The organism is Parabacteroides sp. AF14-59 (assembly GCF_003479515.1).
In the GTDB taxonomy this organism is placed as follows: Bacteria; Bacteroidota; Bacteroidia; order Bacteroidales; family Tannerellaceae; genus Parabacteroides; species Parabacteroides faecis.
In genome coordinates this window covers 147,592-168,719 of record NZ_QUHH01000009.1, presented here as the reverse complement: position 1 = coordinate 168,719, position 21,128 = coordinate 147,592, and the positions used below count along the sequence as shown (strand labels likewise).

Genomic DNA, 21,128 nt, shown 5'->3' with positions numbered 1-21,128 from the left:
TACTGAAATGACTGAAAATGTGAAAGTTTGGGAAGAAGATATCCTTCTTCCTACCTACGGTATTGGCAAAGCCGAAAAGAATCCGATGTTCCTGGAGAAGCGTGTCTACCAGGGAAGCAGCGGAGTGGTTTATCCTTATCCGGTAGTGGAAAAGATAGAAGATACCTGTGAGGAGAAAAGTTATCATGCGGTTTATCTGGAGAATGAATATATAAAGGTGATGATCCTGCCTGAGTTGGGAGGACGGGTACAAATGGCATACGACAAGATCAAAAACCGCCATTTCATCTATTATAACCATGTCATCAAACCGGCTTTGGTCGGACTGACCGGACCGTGGATCTCAGGCGGTATCGAGTTCAACTGGCCGCAGCATCACCGGCCGAGTACGTTCCTGCCGATCGACTATACAATTGAACGGTGTGCCGACGGCAGTGCTATTGTTTGGGTGAGCGAGCGTGAACGGATGTTCCATCAGAAAGGAATGGCAGGTTTTACCTTGCGTCCGGGACGTGCAGTGTTGGAAATTCAGGGAAAATTGTACAATCCGACACCCATCCCACAGACTTTTCTCTGGTGGGCGAATCCGGCTGTTGCTGTGAATGATGCCTATCAATCTGTGTTTCCTGCCGATGTGAATGCTGTATTCGATCATGGCAAACGGGATGTTTCCCGTTATCCGATTGCAACGGGCACTTATTATAAGATGGATTATTCCGCAGGTGTGGATATTTCCCGTTATAAGAATATACCTGTCCCGACTTCCTATATGGCGATCCGTTCCAAATATAACTTTGTTGGCGGTTATGAAAATGATACCCGTGCCGGTGTCCTGCATGTGGCAAACCATCACATTTCACCGGGAAAAAAGCAGTGGACCTGGGGTAACGGTGATTTCGGACAGGCGTGGGACCGTAACCTGACGGATGCTGACGGACCTTATATCGAATTGATGACAGGTGTTTATACTGACAACCAACCTGATTTCACCTGGTTGCAACCTTATGAAGAGAAGACTTTTACCCAGTATTTCATGCCTTATCGCGAACTGGGTGTCGTAAAGAACGCTTCTTCCGATCTTTTGATGAACATAGAACCCGATGGAAAGGGGGCTTTATTAAAAATTTTTGCCACATCAATACAGAAAAGTCTGCATATTACCGTCGAAAAAGCCGGGGAGATTTGTCTTGATATAACCCGCGATATAACCCCGGAAAACGTACTGGAGGAGTTTGTCCCTGTCGATAGCTTATGTGATGTAAAGGTTTCTATCTGTAATGCGAAAGGAAAACAGGTACTGACGTGGGAGCCGGAGCCGGACGTTATCAAAGAAGTCCCCGAACCTGCAAAAGCTGCGCTCGACCCGGAAGATGTACGGACAACCGAACAACTCTATCTGACCGGTTTGCATCTGGAACAGTATCGTCATGCCACTTATTCGGCTACGGATTATTATCAGGAAGCCATCCGCCGCGATCCGATCGATGTACGTAATAATAATGCGATGGGTCTGTGGTTGATCCGCAAAGGGCAGTTTGCCAAAGCAGAACCTTATCTGCGTCAGGCGGTAAAGACATTGACAGAACGGAATCCGAATCCGTACGACGGCGAACCGCTGTATAATCTGGGACTCTCTCTGAAATATCAGGGAAAGAATGAAGAGGCTTATGATCATTTCTATAAAGCCTGTTGGAATGCAGCCTGGCAGGATGCCGGTTATTATTCACTGGCTCAATTGTCGGCTGCCCGTGAAGATTGGGAAGAGGCGCTTTCTGAAGTAGATAAATCTCTGCTCCGTAACTGGCATAACTTGCGGGGACGCCATCTGAAGGCGGCTATCCTTCGTCATCTGGGACGGAACGATGAGGCAATCGCTCTGATTGATGATTCGTTACGTATCGATCGTTTCAACTTTGGCTGTGGTTTTGAAAAGTATCTGATAACCGGAGAGGATTCCGATCTGAAAGCATTGATCTCTTTGATGCGTCCGGAAGGACATAATTATGAAGAACTGGCGCTCGATTATGCATCGGCGGGTTGTTGGGAAGAGGCGTTGAAGGTGGCTGATACGGCTATCGGACAACCTGTTTCCGATCAGACGATGTTGCATTATTATAAGAGTTGGTTCCTGATCCGTCTGGACAGGAAAGAAAAGGCTTTGGCGGCAATACGTGAGGCGGAAAAACAACAGCCTGATTGTTGTTTCCCGAATACGCTGGAAGCTATTCAAGCTCTTCAGGCTGTTATCGATTTTGCAGCCGAGACTCCGAAGGCTCTTTATTACCTGGGTAATCTGTGGTATGACAAACGCCAGTATCCGGAAGCGATTGCTTGCTGGGAAGCTTCTAAAAAACAGGATGAAACTTTCCCGACCGTGTTGCGTAACCTTTCATTGGCTTATTTCAATAAACTGGGTAAACAAGAAGAGGCGGTTGTCTTGTTGGAGAAGGCTTTTGCTCTCGATACGACAGATGCGCGTATCCTGATGGAGCTCGATCAATTGTACAAGCGTCTTAACCGTTCGCATGCCGACCGGCTTGCATTCCTCGACAAACATAAAGAGGTCGCTTTCCTGCGTGACGATCTGTATCTGGAATATATAACCTTGCTCAACCAGTTGGGACGATATGAAGAAGCGATCCGTATGATCGATGCCCGCCAGTTCCATCCCTGGGAAGGGGGGGAAGGAAAGGTTCCTGCACAGTATCAGCTTGCCCGTGTAGAGTTGGTAAAGAGGTTGCTGTCTGAAGGGAAATATCCGGAGGCTTTGAATCTGATCGAAGAATGTTTCACTTATCCGCATAATATGGGTGAAGGAAAGTTGTACGGTGCACAGGAGAACGATTTCAATTATTATAAGGCATGTGCTTTGCAAGGTTTGGGTAAAGATCAGGAAGCGGAAACTCTGTTCCTTCAGGCAAGTGTCGGGAACAGCCAGCCTGCAGCTGCTATGTATTACAACGACCAAAAGCCGGATAAGATCTTTTATCAGGGGCTGGCATTGCGTAAGTTGGGGCGCGAAGATGAAGCACGGGGGCGTTTCAATAACCTGATCTCTTATGGTGAAAAGCATGTTTACGATGTTTTCAAGATGGATTATTTCGCTGTTTCCCTGCCTGATTTGCAGATTTGGGAAGACGATATGAATAAAAAGAACCGTATTCATTGCAATTACCTGATGGCATTAGGCCACCTGGGATTAGGAAATAACGAAAAGGCAATGAAGTATTTCGATATTGCCGCCGAAATGGATAATAACCATCAGGGAGTACAGATACATCGGGAGATGATTTGATTTTTCCGATAATCTGAACAGTACTGTTCATGATGTCTGAACAACACGGTTCGGATACTATGAACAGCACTGTTCAGATAGTATGAATAACGTTGTTCATAGTCAATGAACAAACAATATTCGTTTCTTAACAGCTAATTTGCACATCAATAATTAATAGATATGTTGAAGAATTTTTTATCTATATGTTTTGTATTGATGATGTTTACCTCTTGCAAGGAGGCATCGTCGGTGATCTCTTTGGCCGGAGAATGGCAATTTGCGATGGATAGTACCGATGTCGGTGTATCGGAGAAATGGTTCGACCGTTCGTTTGCCGATAAAATCCGATTGCCGGGAACGACCGACGAAGCAGGATATGGTGTTCCGAACACTTTGCCGCCTTCTATCAGTAAACCACAGATATTTCATCTTACCCGTAAAAACAGTTATGTCGGTCCGGCCTGGTATTCTCGTGAAGTAACGATTCCATCGGGGTGGAAAGAGAAATCTATCGAACTAAAGCTGGAGCGTGTTATCTGGCAGACAAGGGTGTGGGTAGATGGGAAGCCGGTATCAGGTCGTTGTGAGAGCCTGATCAGTCCGCATATTTTTGATCTGACGGAATACCTGACACCGGGGAAACATAAGTTGACAGTCCGTGTCGATAACCGGAAACAACATGATATTTCTATCGATGATAAGGCGCATGCCTATACGAATGAAACACAGATCATGTGGAACGGTATTATCGGTGAAATATCTCTTACGGCTAAAAATGCCCTTTCCATCGAAGATTTGCAAGTGTATCCGGACGTTTCCGGCCGACAAGTGCATGTGAAAGGTAGGATCAATAATCGTGGTGAGGCCACAAAAGGTTCTTTGCAGGCTGTAGTACAAAAACAGAAGAATACCCCGATTACAACCGTGACGCGTGATATGGAATTTCCATCGGGAGAATCGTTGCTGGACATCACCTGCCCGATGGGTGACTCGATGCAGGTATGGAATGAATTTACTCCGACATTGTATCAATTGGATCTGAAGGTCGAAGCCGGTTCGGTGAGAGCCGGGCGGAGTACGAAGTTCGGTATGCGCGAATTCCGGCATAACCAATCGGACCTGCTGTTGAATGGAAATAAAGCTTTCTTGCGGGGAACGCTCGAATGTTGTGTTTTCCCGCTCACCGGGCGTCCTCCAATGGAACCCGAGGGATGGAAGAAAGTCTTTCTGACTGCCCGTGAATGGGGATTGAACCATTTGCGTTTCCATTCCTGGTGTCCGCCGGAAGCGGCTTTTCAGGTTGCTGACTCTTTAGGTTTTTATCTACAGGTAGAGCTTCCTCTCTGGTCGTTAAGCGTGGGACAAGATCAGAAAACAAACGAATATTTGTATGCTGAAGCTGACCGTATCCTGTCTGAATACGGTAATCATCCCTCTTTTTGTTTCCTGAGTCTGGGGAATGAGTTGCAACCGGACTTTAATTTCCTTTCCCGGTTACTGAGTTATGTAAAGGCTAAAGATCCGCGTCATCTATATACAACCACTTCTTTCACCTTCGAAGGTGGACATGGTGACTGGCCTGAACCGGACGATGATTTCTTTATTACGCAATGGACTAAAAAAGGTTGGGTACGCGGTCAGGGAGTCTTCGATACCCAGTCTCCTTCGTTCGATAAAGATTATACAGCTTCTGTGGAAGGAATGACAGTTCCGTTGATTACGCATGAGGTCGGACAATATTCGGTATACCCGAACCTGAAAGAGATCGAAAAATATACCGGTGTACTCGACCCTCTGAACTTTAAAGGAGTAAAACAGGAACTGGAAAAGAAAGGTTTGTTGGATAAAGCCGACGATTACCTGAAAGCTTCCGGTTATCTGGCTGCCCTTTTATATAAAGAAGAGATTGAACGCGCGATGAAAACGGCCGGATGTAGCGGTTTCCAGCTTCTCGACTTGCATGATTTTCCGGGGCAAAGCACTGCTTTGGTAGGTCTGTTGGACGCATTTTGGGACAGTAAAGGCGTAACCGATGCTGCGATTTTCCGTCAGGCTAGTTCTCCGGTATCTCCTTTGGTACGTTTTCCGAAAGCTGTTTATACCAATGACGAGCCTTTTGCTGCTACGGTTGAGATTGCCAATTTTACAGATAAAGAATTGAAAAATCAATCTGTCTCCTGGTCTTTGAAAGATGACAAGGGTAAAGTGGTGAATGAAGGGACAATGACTTGTCCGTCACTTGCCATCGGATTGAATAAGCTGCCTGAAACGATTACCAGCCCGTTAAATCAACCAGGGGCTGCCCGGTTAACCCTGTCCGTTGTATTGGATAGCACTCCTTATAAAAATGAATGGAGTATTTGGGTATATCCGGTCCAACCGGATTTAGATAAAGGAGAGATCATCGTTACGCGTGATCTGAATGAAGCCGTAAGAGCTTTGGCAGGAGGGAAGAAAGTCTTGTATAATCCGGATTATAGGCAAACGGTAGGACTGGAAGGCAAATTTGTTCCGGTTTTCTGGAGTCCGGTTCATTTTCCGAAACAGGCGGGTTCAATGGGTATCTTATGTGATGCGGCACATCCGGCATTCGGCCATTTCCCGACAGGTAATTATACCGACTGGCAATGGTGGTCGTTGTTGAAACAGTCTAAAACGATCGTGACAGATAGTCTGCCTGCCGTGACCCCCTTGGTAGAAGTGATCGATAATTTTGCGAATAACCGCCGTTTATCGAATCTGTTCGAGGTGAAAGTCGGGCCGGGTAAATTGCTTTTCTGCTCTATGGACCTGTTGTCTGACTGGAAACAGCGTCCGGAAGCACGGCAATTATATTTCAGCCTGCTTGAATATATGAAAAGCGACTCTTTTAGTCCGTCGAACACGATGGAATCGGATGTTTTGGATCGGTTACATACGGGGAAAGTTTCTTCGAATGAGGCAAAGCCGGAAGATATTTACTGATTAAAACAGGATAACAGGCAATGTTTCAGAATTTATAGTAGGTAATATGGTAATAGTAACGTTTTTAAGCGGATAGTCCATTTATGAAATATTGGAATTAAATGGAATAGTTTAAAAGGTGTTGTTAAAAAACTCTGTTTGTATATTGAATATTAAATATGTTGTGCATATTTGTGCAATACGGGACTTTATTGTGTGAGTCTCGGTATATGAGATGTGTGTTAATTTATATCATAATATAGTCCATTATATAATTATTTTATCTATTTGTTACTTAAAGCTAACCATGTTACTTTACAGTATCCTTAAGTCCGGATTTAATTAGAATTTTAGGTGAAAGAATGTTTAGATTATCATAGACTAGTATTAATTAAATCGTTTTAGTATTATGAAAATTAGTGAGAATAATGAGAAGAGGAAATATTTCTATTTCCTGTTTGGACATAAAACTGTCCGGCTGTTACTGGCAGTCTCTCTACAATGTGGTGCATTTATCCCTTGTGCTTTTGGGGATAACAATCTGAAGATTAGTGTAATGAATCAAGATGAAAATGTGAGTGGCGTGGTTCATGATGCGACAGGAATGCCTTTAATAGGGGTTTCTGTAGTGGTAAAAGGAACAACACAGGGAGTTGTTACCGATTTGGATGGCAAATTTAGCCTGGAAGTTCCACGAGGCAGCGTTTTGGTTTTCTCTTATATAGGAATGCAAACAGTTGAAATAAATGTTGCAAACCAAAAAGAAATAAACGTAGTCATGCAGGAAAATACGGAGTCGATTGACGAAGTTGTTGTAATAGGTTTTGGTACCCAGAAAAAAGTGAACTTAACAGGTTCTGTGGGTATTGCTGACGCAAAAGCTTTGGAATCACGTCCTGTAATGACAGCTGCCCAGGCTTTGCAAGGTTTGGTACCGGGGTTACAGATATCTCAGAATATGGGAGGATTGGAAAAACGTGCAAGTATGAATATTCGCGGTACTGCGACAATCGGTAAAGGATCGAGTGGTAGTCCTCTTATTCTGATAGATGGAATGGAGGGGGATATTGATGCTATAAATCCTCAGGATATAGAAAATATTTCAGTATTGAAAGATGCGGCGGCATCTTCGATTTATGGTTCCCGTGCACCTTTTGGGGTAATTTTAGTAACGACTAAGAAGGGGAGAAGTGGGAAGCCTACAGTAAATTATAATAATAGTTTCCGATGGAGTGATCCGGTCTTATTGCCTCAGATGGCCGATTCCTACACTTTCGCTACATATTTTAATGATGCTTGTATCAATGGTGGAGCTGCTCCACAGTTTGGAGATGACCAGATGCAACGGATTAAAGATTATCAGAGTGGCAAACTCACTGCTTCTGTGCCTGTAAATCCGAGTAATCCTAAGATGTGGGGAGATGGCTATCTTTATGGAAATGATAATGTAGATTGGTATGATGTTGTTTATCGTAACTGGGTATTTTCTCAGGAACATAATTTGAGTTTGAGTGGCGGAAATGAGTCTGTTAATTATTATGTGTCTATGAACTATCTGGATCAGAACGGAATGATGAAGTTGAGCCAGGATACTTATGACAGATATACGGGAACAGCTAAGATTAATGTAAAAATAACCGATTGGGCACAGTTGAATTATAGCAATCGTTTTATCAGGGAAGATTTGAAGCGTCCTTCTTTTCTCCGGGATGATCTCTTTCATGATTTAGGACGTCAGGGATGGCCGACTCTTCCGTTGTATGACCCCAATGGTAATTTGTATGCGTCTCCATCTCCTGCTTTGAATTTACGGGACGGCGGCTCTGGTATATACCAGACAGACTACTTGTACCAGCAGGCCCAAGTAGTCTTGGAACCTATTAAAGGTTGGAAAACTTTTGTGGATTTTAATTATAGGATCAAAAATGCGAACACCCATTGGGAAATCCAAAAGACTTATAATCATGATGTGGAAGGTAAGCCTTACCCATACAATAATAACTCGCATGTACATGAAGATCATGCAAAAGAAAACTATACAAATTTTAGTGCATATACGGAATATACGAAGTCGTTGGAATCCGGACATAATTTTAAAGGAATGATTGGATTTCAGTCGGAATTAATGAAGAAGAAGGTGTTTGGACTTCAACGAGAAGGCATAATTATTCCTTCTTTGCCGGAGGTTGATTTAACGACTGGCCTGGATGTTTATGGAGCAGAAGTTACTCCATCTGTGAACGGAGCTTCTGATCATTGGGCGACAGCAGGCTTTTTTGGACGTATTAACTATGATTATCAACAAAAATATTTACTGGAAGTCAATTTGCGTTACGATGGAACTTCTCGTTTTAGGGCAGATAACCGTTGGAGTTGGTTCCCTTCTTTTTCTGTCGGATGGAATGTTGCCAGAGAAGCGTTTTGGTCTAACCTGGAGGAATATATAAGTACGTTTAAATTTAGGGGGTCATATGGTGAATTAGGCAACCAAAATACGGATAGTTGGTATCCGACTTATCAGGCAATGACGGTTAAGGCATCCAATGGCGATTGGTTGATGAATGGAATAAAACCAAACACATCAGCTGCTCCGGGACTGGTTAGCTCTACTATGACGTGGGAGCGTGTAAAAACATGGAATGTCGGTCTGGATTTTGCTGCGATAAACAATCGCTTGAATGGTTCGTTGGATGTTTATTCGAGAAAAACAATCGACATGGTGGGACCGGCGCCGGAATTACCTGTTACTTTGGGAACCGCGGTTCCTCAGACAAATAATACAGACTTAAGAACATACGGATGGGAATTATCCGTTGGCTGGAATGACCAGCTTAAATGCGGCCTTGGCTATGGTGTTAAATTCTTATTGTCCGATTCTCAAACAGAAATTACACGTTACCCGAATGAGACAGGATCTTTGGATAAAGATACATACAGAGCAGGTATGATGCTGGGTGAAATATGGGGATATGAAACGATAGGAATTGCAAAAACTCAGGAAGAGATGGATGCCCATTTGGCTTCATTACCTAACGGAGGACAGGATGCGATCGGTAATCGCTGGGGAGCTGGTGATATTATGTATGCTGACTTGAATGGAGATGGAAAAATCGATAACGGAGCTAATACGGAAGGGAACCATGGAGATATGAAAGTTATAGGTAATAATACTCCCCGGTATTTATTCGGTTTGGATTTGAATTTAGATTATAAAGGATTTGATTTTCGTGCATTTTTCCAGGGAGTGATGAAAAGAGACTATTTTCAGAGTAGTTATTATTTCTGGGGTGCTGCATCTTCTGTTTGGGAATCGACCTGTATGCTTCCTCATCTGGATTATTTTAGAGAAAATCCTGATCATATATTGGGACAGAATCTGGATTCTTATTTCCCACGACCTGATTTCAGTACTTCAAAGAATCAACAAACCCAATCCCGCTACTTGCAGAATGCTGCTTACATTCGCCTGAAAAATATACAATTAGGATATACTTTACCGGAATTGATCACAAAAAAATTCCTTGTGTCTAAGTTAAGAGTATATGTTTCCGGTGAAAATTTATGGACTGGCACTAAAATGTTTGGGACATTTGATCCCGAAACTATTGATGGAGGATGGAATGGCAGTGTTTATCCCCTTTCTAAAACATTATCAGTTGGGTTAAGTCTTACTTTTTAAATAGAATAGCATGAAAACGACAAGTATATTGAAAAAGATAGCGGGTGTGTTGATGGTTGGTACATTCTTTGCGTGTAATGATTATCTTGACAGAGAGCCTTTGACCATGGTGACGCCCGAAAATTATTTAACAGAAGAGTCACAATTAGCTTCATACGCTAATAATCTGTATTCCACGATTTTGGTCTCTCATTCCAACTCCGGCTCAGGATATGGAACTTACGGTATGGATATGCATACGGATAAGATGGCGCATAAGAACTATGATAACAGATATGTTCCGGGGCAATGGAAAGTAGCTCAATCCGGAGGCAGCTGGAGTTTTGATATGATTTATAGCTGTAACTATTTTATCCAGAATGTGGTTCCCCGGTGGGAAGCAGGCGGATTGGAAGGTGATGAGACCAATATTAAGCAATATATAGGGGAAATGTATTTCCTGAGAGCCTTTGAATATTTTAAAAAGCTTCAGGAGTTCGGAGATTTTCCTATTATTAAAACGACTCTGCCTGATGAAAAAGAAGCGTTGACTGAGGCAAGTAAACGTTCTCCCAGAAATGAAGTGGCACGGGCTATTATTTCAGATTTGGATTCTGCGATTTTTTTATTGAAAGATAAACCGGATGATAAGAAAAATCGTATTTCTAAAAATTGTGCATTATTGGTGAAATCGAGGGTTGCTCTGTTTGAAGGTACCTGGTTGAAATATTTTAAAAATACAGCCTTTGTTCCTAATGGAGAAGGATGGCCCGGGAAAAATAAAGATTATAATACAGGGTATCTGTATCCGCTGGGAGATATAGATAAAGAAATTGATTATTTTCTTTCATTGGCTATGGAATCTGCAAAACAGGTTGCCGATGCTATTCCGTTGGTTGATAATAATGGTGTTTTGCAGCAAACGCTGGCGGATCCTACGAATCCTTATTTCGATATGTTCGGTGCGGAAGATATGTCCGGCTTTAGCGAAGTGCTGTTATGGCGGCAATATAGTAAAGGCTTAGGTGTAACACATGGGGTTGTACAAATGGCTCAGAGAGGAAATGATGGCGTTGGACCTACACGAGGAATGGTAAATACATTTTTGATGAAAAATGGTTTACCTATCTATAATGCATCTTCAACGTATGCCGGTGATGAGGAAATTTCACAGGTCAGAGAGAATAGAGACGGTAGATTGTGGTTGTTTTTGAAGGAACCCGGACAAACAAATATACTTTATGATTCACCGGAAAATACGCATGGTACAATAAAAGAGCCTGTTCCGGATATTACAAACGGAAGCGCGGGTTGGTCATACTCAACAGGGTATGCATTGAGGAAAGGTCTGAATTATGATGGAAAACATTGCGGTAACTTTTTAGGATATACCGGCAGTATCATTTTCCGGGCAGCGGAGGCTTATTTGAATTATATGGAGGCATGCTATGAGAAAACAGGAACGGTCGATAATGTGGCTAGTGGCTATTGGAAACAACTTAGAAACCGTGCATTTGTAGATGAAGACTATAATAAAACTATAGCAGCTACCAATATGAGTGAAGAGGCGAAATTTGATTGGGGAGCCTATTCTGCTGGTCAGTTGATAGATCCGGTTTTATATAATATTCGCAGGGAGCGTTGTAGTGAATTGATGGCCGAAGGTTTTCGCTATATGGATTTGAAGCGTTGGAGATCTATGGATCAGCTGGTAACGACACCCTATCATATTGAAGGTTTTAGACTGTGGGGACCCATGCAGGCATGGTATGACAAACCGGAAGGTGGAACATTGTTGGTTTACGGATTGGACGATCCGACTGCAAATGTGTCGGCACCTTCTATAAGTTCTTATCTCCGTCCTTACGAAATTAATTCAAAATCATTAGCTTTGAATGGTTATAAGTGGAGCATGGCTCATTATCTCGCACCGATTGCCATACAACATTTTATGATCACTTCTCCTGGTGATGATATTTCAAATTCGCCTATTTATCAGAACCCGGGTTGGCCGTTAGTTCCTAACCAGGGTCCGACAATGTAAGGTTTGAAGTAGTTGGAATGTTGTTATATTGATTCGAATCTTAAATAAGTAATATGAAAAAGAAGAATATAAAATCTATATTTTATCTGCTGGTATCTACATTATTAGCTTTAGTTTCTTGTAATAACTCTCCTTCAGAGCTTTCTCTGGCAGGAGAGTGGAAGTTCGCACTTGACCCCGATGATATCGGGGTCAGTGAACAATGGCAGATGAAAGAACTTTCGGACAAAGTTCAGTTGCCGGGATCTTTACAGGAACAAGGGAAAGGTGATGATGTCAGTATTCATACTCAATGGACTGGTTCTGTAGTGGATAAATCCTGGTATACAGCCGATGAGTATGCAAAATACCGTGAACCAGGCAATATAAAAGTTCCGTTCTGGTTGAATCCTGATAAATATTATGTAGGCGTTGCATGGTATCAAAAAGAGATTGAGATACCGGAATCATGGAGCGACAAACGTATTTTATTGGAATTTGAGCGTACCCACTGGGAAACTTCCTTATATATCGACGGGAATAAAATAAGCCATCAAGATGCACTTCAGGTACCTCATAGATATTTGATAAATTCTTTGGCTCCCGGCAAGCATTTATTGTCTTTGAGAGTGGATAATCGTGTACATATAGATGTCGGTTCCAATGCTCACAGTGTCTCTGACCACACTCAGACAAACTGGAACGGAGTTATAGGTGAGATAAAAATGCAGGCTCTACCTGCTTTAGCCATCGATCATATACAAGTGTATCCGGATGCAAAGGCAAAGAAGGCTACCGTCAAGGTTTACATGGATGGAAAACCTGCAGGTTCCCGTTTGGCATTGAATGTTCTTTTCGAAGGCCAATCTATATTGGAAAAAGAAATAGATATCGAGGCCAATGCCGGAAATTGTGTGGAAACAGCCATTGAATGGAAAGATAATGTCAAATTATGGTCAGAATTTACGCCGAATGTGTACCGTTTACAGGCTGTTTTGTCTTCCCGGGATGGGGTTAACAGAAAAGATGTAAATTTCGGTTTTCGCGAACTCAAAGCGAATGGTACCCATTTTGATATTAATGGTCGTCCTATCTTCCTTCGCGGAACATTGGAATGTTGCGTTTTCCCCAAAACCGGTTATCCGGCGATGGATAATGAGTATTGGGCAAAGATTTATGCAACCTGCAAGAGTTACGGTCTGAATCACGTTCGTTTCCATTCGTGGTGCCCGCCTGCTGCTGCATTTCATGTTGCAGATAGTATGGGGGTATATCTTCAGGTCGAGTGCGGCGGATGGACTTCTGTAGGCGATGGGAACAAGCAAGATCAGTGGATTAAAGAAGAAAGTATCCGTATCCTGAATGAATATGGTAACCATCCTTCTTTCTGTCTGCTTGCCTATGGTAATGAACCGTCGGGTAATAATCAAGTCAATTATTTGAATGATTTGGTTGTTTACTGGAAACAACACGATGGCAGAAGACTATATACAAGTGCCGGTGGCTGGCCTTTGGTTTCGGATGCAGATTATTATAATACAGATAAACCCCGTATAGGAGGAATTGGACGTATAGATAATATCCTGAATGTTTATACTCCCCGTACCGACTATGATTTCAGAGAACGTATTCTTGAGGATATGCCGGTGGTAAGCCATGAGGTCGGCCAGTGGTGTGTATATCCTGACTTTAAAGAGATAGATAAATATACAGGTGTACTGAAAGCCAAGAACTTTGAGATATTTAAAGAAACCTTGAATGAAAAAGGTCTGGGAGACATGGCGGATAAGTTTCTGTATGCTTCCGGTCGTTTGCAGACATTGTGTTATAAAATGGATATAGAAGCCGCTTTACGTACTCCGGGTTTTGCCGGATTCCAACTCTTGGATTTACATGATTTCCCTGGTCAGGGAACGGCATTGGTGGGAGTGCTGAATCCTTTCTGGGAAAGTAAAGGATATGTAGACGGTAAAGAATACAGCGAATTTTGTAATCAAACAGTGCCTTTGGCAAGAATGCCTAAGCTCATATGGAACAATAACGAGCAATTTAAGGCGGATATAGAATTTGCTCATTTTGGAGAAAAACCTTTACAGGATGCCTCTATTTTGTGGAATGTAGAGACAAAAGAGGGTAATGTAGTAAAATCCGGCTCTTTCAGACATGATCTTCCTATTGGAAATCTGATAGAGGCAGGTAGCATTGAATTTCCTCTGAATACTTTTACCGACCCTACCCAATTAACCCTGAAGGTGAATGTAGAAAATACAGAGATTGCTAATAGTTGGAATATATGGGTATATCCTGCCAGGAAGAAAGAAATACAAAAAATGCCTTATATCACTTATAAACTGGATAAAACGGCGATTGATAAGTTGAATCAGGGAGAAAATGTTTTGTTTCTTTCTTATGGAAAGATAGCTCCGAAAGAAGGGGGTGATATACGGGTTGCATTTACTCCTATTTTCTGGAATACGGCATGGACTTACAATGTTCCCCCACAGACTTTAGGGTTCCTGTGTGATCCTGCTCATGCTGCTTTTGCGGCATTCCCTAACGACGGGTATTCGGATTTTCAGTGGAAAGATCTGGCTGTAAGCTGTAATGCTATGGTAATGGATGATTTTCCTCATGATTTCAGACCTTTGGTCTATGTCATCGACGACTGGTTTAAAAACAGGAAACTCGGTGTACTTTTTGAGGGTAAAGTAGGCAAAGGTAATTTGATGGTTTGCAGCATCGATCTGGATACCGATTTGGATAACAGATTATCAGCAGCTCAATTTAAACAAAGCATCCTGGAATATATGGCATCTTCTCATTTTAATCCGCAGAAGGAGATTACTCCTGAACAGATAGAGAATTTACTTGTAAAGTGAATTTCTGAAGATTATATATTCATAGGATAATATCGATGTAAAATTATAATGTACAATGAAGAATAGACTATTTTTATTTATATTACTGTCGTTCAGCCTGTCTACCCTGTTGGCTCAGAATGAAAGTCTGTCGCTAAGTGGAACCTGGCAGTTTAAAGAAGATCCTGGCGACAGAGGAATATCAGAGATGTGGTACAACAGTGATCTGAAAGATAAGATAACTCTTCCAGGCTCTATGAATACTAATGGTAAAGGAAATCCTGTCACTGTTAATACTCCCTGGGTCGGTTCGATGTGGAACCGTACCTGGTATGAGAGTCCGTCGTATGCTAAATATCGTCATCCTGAAGATACGAAAGTTGTGTTTTGGTTATCGCCGGATAAATATTATTCCGGGGCTGCATGGTATCAAAAGAAAGTAGTGATTCCGGCTGACTGGAAGCATAAAGAAATTCTGTTTACGATGGAACGTTGTCATTGGGAGACTACTTTGTGGGTAGATGGCAAACAAATCGGCTCGGAAAACTCATTATCGACTCCACATCGGTATGTTCTTTCCTTTTTGACACCTGGTGAACATACCTTTACGCTCCGGGTAGATAACCGGATCAAAGATATTAATCCCGGACCTGATGCTCATAGTGTATCCGACAATACGCAGAGTAACTGGAATGGGGTGGTTGGAGAAATTATGCTGGAAGCCAGACCGAAAGCCTATATTTCTTCTGTACGTATCGTTCCTGTGGTAAAGGAAAAGAAAATACTGGCAGAAATACAGATCGAGAATGCGGATAAGAAGGTTCTTAAAGGAGCAGTTAATTTGCGGGCCTGTCTTAGATCAGACGCTTCTCAAACCCTTCCTGTTATTAGTCAGAACTGTGAACTGGGAAAAGGAAAGAATATAATTCAAGTCTCTTATGCAATGGGGGATAACCCACGTTTGTGGGATGAGTTTGCTCCTTATCTGTATACACTCCATGTTCAGTTGGATACAAAATCTGGCAAGGACGAAATGGAGGAGCAATTTGGAATGCGTGAACTGTCAACTAAAGGAACTCAGATTGCTATCAATGGTCGCCCTGTCTTTTTCAGGGGTACATTAGAGTGCTGTATTTTCCCGGAAACCGGATTCCCTCCGACAGACGAGGCTGAATGGGAACGGATTATGAAAACTTGTCGGGCGCATGGATTAAACCATTTGCGTTTCCATTCCTGGTGCCCGCCTGAAGCCGCTTTTAATGTTGCGGATCGGCTAGGTTTCTATTTCTATGTAGAATGTGGTGCCTGGGCTCAAGTAGGTAGTGGTAAACCTATAGACCGGTTTGTAATGGATGAGAGTGAACGTATTGTACAGGAATATGCAAATCATCCTTCTTTTTGCCTTTTCTCTTACGGGAATGAACCATCGGGAGATGGACATGAGAAATATCTGACGGATTTTGTTAAACATTGGAAAGCGAAAGATAGACGTTTTCTCTGTACGACAGCTGCCGGTTGGCCGGCTATACCGGAAAATGACTGGCATTGTTATTATTCTAGTCCAGCTCCACGTATTCAGGCATGGGGAGAAGGGATCGGAAGTATTATAAATGCAACAAAGCCGGGAAGTAATTATGATTGGACTTCCAGAATATCCGCGACACATCCGGTTATTAGTCATGAAATAGGTCAATGGTGTGTATATCCGGATCTTAAAGAGCGGAGTCAGTATACAGGAGTTCTGAAAGCGAAAAACTTTGATATATTTGAAGATCGTTTACGTGAAAATGGTTTGCTGCCATTGGCGGATAGCTTCTTATTTGCTTCCGGTAAATTGCAGGCGCTTTGTTACAAGGCGGATATTGAAGCAGCTTTGCGGACAAAGGGCTTTGGCGGTTTCCAGTTACTTGATTTGCACGATTTTCCAGGACAAGGAACGGCTCTGGTTGGGGTACTTAATCCTTTTTGGCGTTCGAAAGGTTATGTGACTTCTCAGGAATTCAGTGAATTTTGCAATGAAGTTGTACCTTTGGCACGTATGGATCGTTTCATATTGAATAGTGGCGAGGCGTTGGAAGCCTCAATCGAAATTGCTCAATATTCGGCAGATGATTTGTCGAATGCTAAAACGACCTGGAAGCTGACTTCTATGGATGGAGGTCTCGTTGATTCCGGCTCTTTCTTTACTGCTACAATTCCGACCGGAACATTGACAAAAGTGGGTGAGCTTCATAAAAAGTTGGAAACGCAGGTTCCCGTTCAGTATCTGTTGGAAGTTTCGGTTGGAAACTATAAAAATCACTGGCATGTTTGGGTGTACCCGGAAACCAGAGAGGAGTCAGCAGAGGTGAAAATAGCCACGGTATTGGATAAAGAGGCTTTAGATGTACTGGATAAAGGAGGCAAAGTTTTGTTGACTCCCCAATTCGGTAACCTGAGAAATGAAGGAAAAGACTCTGTAGTTGTCGGTTTCTCTTCCATCTTCTGGAATACGTTGTGGACGAACGGGCAAGCTCCTCATACATTGGGTATTTTATGTGATCCGTCACATCCGGCTTTGTCTTTGTTTCCGACTGCTTACCATAGCGATTACCAGTGGCAGGATGCTATGTCGCACTGTCAGGCTATTCCGTTGAAAAGACTTGGTGATGATATCAAACCGATCGTTCGTATCATTGATGATTGGTTTACTGCCCGTTCTTTTGGTATGGTCGTAGAAATGAAAGTAGGAAAAGGAAAGTTGTTGATGTGTAGTGCCGACCTGACAACAGAGATGGAGAAACGGCCTGAAGCTCGGCAGCTGGCAAATAGTCTGCTTCATTATATGAAGAGCGATGCTTTCAATCCTTCACAAGTGGTGACGGTTGAAGCAATAAAGGGTTTGTATAAATAACATTTTGAGCTTGTTACTTCGTGTATAAATTATAAATGGAACCGGTTCTGCCTTTGATATGTATGAACCGCATGATCAGGGAGCCGGTTCCTTTGCTTTATGAGTAAAAACAGATATATTACCCATTTTATTAAATGATTAGAATGAAGCTTATGAAAAAGTCTTTTATTGTGTTGTTTCTTTTTGTAGCCGGAGTTATACAGGCTCAAACAAACTCTGTCAGTATCGGGAATGATGGAAAATCATGGACGTTGGAAACGGAATCGTCTATCTATAGGATAGCGGTTTCGGAAGGAGGCGTGGTAGGAATGTTTTATTTCGGAGATAAAAGTCAGGATCCGGGAATGCTTCGTTATCCGTTAGGGGAAGAAGTGACGGTGCGAGGTGGCTATTCGGCAACCACTCCGATGCTGGAAGCGGTCTTCAAAGACCGGGTGAGGGATATTGAACTGATTTATACCGGAGCGGAACTCCTGACACAGGATGGATATACCACTTTGGTTATTCATCAGAAAGATAAATATTATCCGCTGGCAGTAACAGAATATATTCGTGTTCTCCCGGAGTATGACCTGCTGGAAAAATGGATAGAGGTAAAGAATACGGGAAAGAAAGGGAGTATCGACATTGAAAATGTTCAGTCCGGCACCTTTTTCCTACCGAAAAATGCATATGAACTGACACACTTGTCCGGCAGATGGGGATATGAGTACCAGATGAATGTAACGAAACTGACCCAGGGACTGAAGACGATTCAGACGAAAGACCTGCGTTCATACGGTTCTTCTTTCTTTGCGATAAGGCCGGAAGGCGAGCAGGAGGAGACTTGTGGAGAAGTTTGGTTTGGCTCCTTGCAGTATAGTGGGAACTGGCGGATGGATTTCGAGAAATATGCTCCCGGCGAGGTTCAGGTGACCGGAGGTATTAATTTCTGGGACCAACTCCTGGTCCTTCAGCCGGGAAAAAGTTATACAACCCCTAAGCTGATGGTCGGATATACCAACCGTGGAATGGAGGGTGTTTCACAAAACCTGGCTTCTTTTACCCGCGAAAAGGTCTTATATCCTTCTCATCGCGATCAGGTTCGTCCTGTTTTGTATAATAGCTGGTATGCGACGACTTTTGATGTAAATGAAGAACATCAGCTGGCTTTGGCTAAAATTGCAAAAGAACTGGGTGTAGAGGTCTTTGTAATCGACGATGGCTGGTTTAAAGGTCGTGTGAACGATAAAGGCGGTTTAGGTGACTGGACTGTCGATAAGAATAAATTCCCTAACGGTCTGCAACCGATGATCGACAAGATCAATGCTATGGGATTGGATTTCGGTATTTGGATAGAACCGGAGATGGTAAACCCGAACAGCGACCTCTACCGCCAACATCCTGACTGGGTATTCCATTACCCGAACCGGACCCGGCATGAAACACGTAACCAGTTGATGCTTAATCTGGCACGCGAAGATGTCTATCAATATTTATATACCTGTTTCTCTACCTTGCTGCGTGAAAACAATATCAAATTCATAAAATGGGATATGAACCGCGGACTGACTGAGCCGGGTTTCCTGTCTGCACCGACCGACGAGCAGCGGGCGGTCCGTATTAAATATATCGAGAACCTGTACCGTCTGTTTGAAACGCTGCGTGCCGAATTTCCGGAAGTATGGTTTGAGAACTGTGCCGGTGGTGGTGGAAGAGTGGACCTGGGTATGATGGCACGTACCGATTTCTGCTGGGCAAGTGATAATACCGATCCGGTGGAACGTACATTCATACAGTATTCTTTCCTGAATGCGTTCCCTTCCAATTCAATGATCAGTTGGGTGACACAAGAGGACTGGCACGGTCAGAAGCATCCGCTGGAATTTAAGTTTGACGTATCTATGTGCGGGGTGTTGGGAGTCGGTTACGATATAACGAAATGGACCGATAAAGAGAAGGAAACAGCCCGTGAAAAGATAGCTCTTTATAAAGAGATACGGGAAACGGTGCATAAAGGAGATCATTATCGTTTGGTTTCCCCTTATGAAAATAACCGGAGTGTTCTACAGTTTGTCAATAAGCCGAAGACAGAATCTGTCCTGTTCGTTTATAATCTGGCTGAGTATCCTGATAATGTAATCCCGGAGACGAAACGTCCTAAAAAGGTAAAATTGCGCGGTTTGGAACCGGAAGCATCCTATCGAATTGACGGGATGGAAGGACTTTATAAAGGTCGCCACTTGATGAATATAGGAGTCGAGTTCCCATTGTACGGAGCTTTTAAAAGCCGTATCTTCAAAATTGTGAAACAATAATAAAGCTAGCTTCTTAATATGAAAATTCTATCTGTATCAGCGTTCAGCGGTGGGGGATCGACTCTTGCCGCTGAATTGATTACATTAAGGAACTGTAACGGACTGGTTGCCCAGTTCACGAATTACGGTGCCCGTTGGGTAAGTATGTGGGTACCTGACCGTAACGGTTACATGGGGGATATTGTACTCGGTTTCGATACCCTCGACGGTTACCGGATGGCAGGTGAACAGTATCATGGAGCGATTGTCGGCCGTGTTTGCGGAAGGATCAGCAATGCTTGTTTCCGGTTGGGGGATCAGGAGTATCTGCTGGCTTCCAACGATGCCTATGGCAAGCCTGTCCGTAATCATTTGCACGGTGGAATCGATGCTTTTCACAATCGTTTCTGGAAATCCCGTTCATTTCTTACTCCTGCCGGCGAGGAAGCTGTCGAGTTCTCCATTTATTCACAAAGCGGGGAAGAGGGTTATCCGGGTAACCTGCAAGTAAAGGTTACTTACCTATTGCAAAATAATAACTGTTTGCGTATGGAATGCGAAGCAACGACCGATCGTCTGACTCCTGTTAACCTGACAAATCATGCTTTTTTCAACCTGCAATCATCCTCCGGTCCTGCAGTGAAGAAGAATATCTTATCCCATAATTTAACCCTGAATGCATCTGCCATCATCGCTTGTGACGGGGAATTGATTCCTACGGGAAGCTTGCTGCCTGTAGACGGCACTCTGCTCGATTTCCGTTCGTCTCGAACCATTGCCTCGTCTTTGGCAGAGGAACATTCGCAGATACAAAAGGGGAAAGGTTTCTCTCTGGCATATGCTTTGGATAGGAAGGAAGGGGAGGAATTGAACTTCGCCGCCGGTTTGTCTGATGAAACCTCCGGTCGAATTCTTGAAATATACACTGATCAACCCTCGGTACAGGTGTATAACGGCTATTTTATGGATGGAACGGATATAGGGAAAGATGGAATCCCCTATTATGCAAGTGCTGGGATTGCTATCGAAACACAAGGGTATCCGGATGCTCCGAATCAACCCGCTTTCCCTTCTGTTTTGATAGATAGTTCAAATAAATATAGCCATATAACAGAATATAGGTTTAAAACGATGTAATCCTTTAAAAAGACAGGTGAATGCATATCTGATAAATGCATCCACCTGTCTTTTTTTGATAGA

Annotated in this window: 8 protein-coding genes; all 8 read left to right on the top strand. The window is 43.0% G+C overall.

The features are described 5' to 3' along the window. Positions 1–7 precede the first annotated feature (7 nt). The 8 genes from DWW23_RS12140 to DWW23_RS12105 all read left to right on the top strand — a co-directional run bounded on the left by DWW23_RS12140 (position 8) and on the right by DWW23_RS12105 (position 21,065). Positions 8–3,295, top strand: coding sequence for a DUF5107 domain-containing protein (locus DWW23_RS12140; RefSeq protein WP_122353543.1), 3,288 nt, complete (start codon positions 8–10; stop codon positions 3,293–3,295). Between the two features lie 162 nt (positions 3,296–3,457). Beyond that, positions 3,458–6,241 carry a glycoside hydrolase family 2 protein gene (locus tag DWW23_RS12135; protein WP_122353542.1) on the top strand — a complete coding sequence of 928 codons (2,784 nt, stop codon included), beginning with the start codon at positions 3,458–3,460 and terminating at the stop codon, positions 6,239–6,241. 388 nt (positions 6,242–6,629) lie between these two features. Beyond that, positions 6,630–9,899, top strand: coding sequence for a TonB-dependent receptor (locus DWW23_RS12130; RefSeq protein WP_122353541.1), 3,270 nt, complete (start codon positions 6,630–6,632; stop codon positions 9,897–9,899). A 10-nt stretch (positions 9,900–9,909) separates the two neighbouring features. Beyond that, positions 9,910–11,922, top strand: coding sequence for a RagB/SusD family nutrient uptake outer membrane protein (locus tag DWW23_RS12125; RefSeq protein ID WP_122353540.1), 2,013 nt, complete (start codon positions 9,910–9,912; stop codon positions 11,920–11,922). 53 nt (positions 11,923–11,975) lie between these two features. Then, positions 11,976–14,780 (top strand): sugar-binding domain-containing protein, encoded by a 2,805-nt coding sequence (locus DWW23_RS12120; RefSeq protein ID WP_122353539.1) that lies wholly within the window; start codon positions 11,976–11,978, stop codon positions 14,778–14,780. Between the two features lie 55 nt (positions 14,781–14,835). Beyond that, positions 14,836–17,652: a sugar-binding domain-containing protein gene (locus tag DWW23_RS12115; RefSeq protein ID WP_122353538.1), complete on the top strand. Its 2,817-nt coding sequence runs from the start codon at positions 14,836–14,838 to the stop codon at positions 17,650–17,652. A 152-nt stretch (positions 17,653–17,804) separates the two neighbouring features. After that, a complete protein-coding gene (locus DWW23_RS12110) occupies positions 17,805–19,949 on the top strand; it encodes an alpha-galactosidase (RefSeq protein WP_122353591.1) in 2,145 nt (714 codons plus the stop codon). Positions 19,950–19,967: 18 nt separating this feature from the next. Further along, the gene (locus DWW23_RS12105; protein ID WP_122353537.1) at positions 19,968–21,065 is read left to right on the top strand and encodes an aldose epimerase family protein; all 1,098 of its coding nucleotides are present in this window, start codon (positions 19,968–19,970) and stop codon (positions 21,063–21,065) included. Positions 21,066–21,128: the final 63 nt, after the last annotated feature.

Coding starts and splice junctions, on each gene's coding strand:
- DWW23_RS12140 (WP_122353543.1), top strand. CDS start 8: ATGACTGAAAATGTGAAAGTTTGGGAAGAAGATATCCTTCTTCCTACC.
- DWW23_RS12135 (WP_122353542.1), top strand. CDS start 3,458: ATGTTGAAGAATTTTTTATCTATATGTTTTGTATTGATGATGTTTACC.
- DWW23_RS12130 (WP_122353541.1), top strand. CDS start 6,630: ATGAAAATTAGTGAGAATAATGAGAAGAGGAAATATTTCTATTTCCTG.
- DWW23_RS12125 (WP_122353540.1), top strand. CDS start 9,910: ATGAAAACGACAAGTATATTGAAAAAGATAGCGGGTGTGTTGATGGTT.
- DWW23_RS12120 (WP_122353539.1), top strand. CDS start 11,976: ATGAAAAAGAAGAATATAAAATCTATATTTTATCTGCTGGTATCTACA.
- DWW23_RS12115 (WP_122353538.1), top strand. CDS start 14,836: ATGAAGAATAGACTATTTTTATTTATATTACTGTCGTTCAGCCTGTCT.
- DWW23_RS12110 (WP_122353591.1), top strand. CDS start 17,805: ATGAAAAAGTCTTTTATTGTGTTGTTTCTTTTTGTAGCCGGAGTTATA.
- DWW23_RS12105 (WP_122353537.1), top strand. CDS start 19,968: ATGAAAATTCTATCTGTATCAGCGTTCAGCGGTGGGGGATCGACTCTT.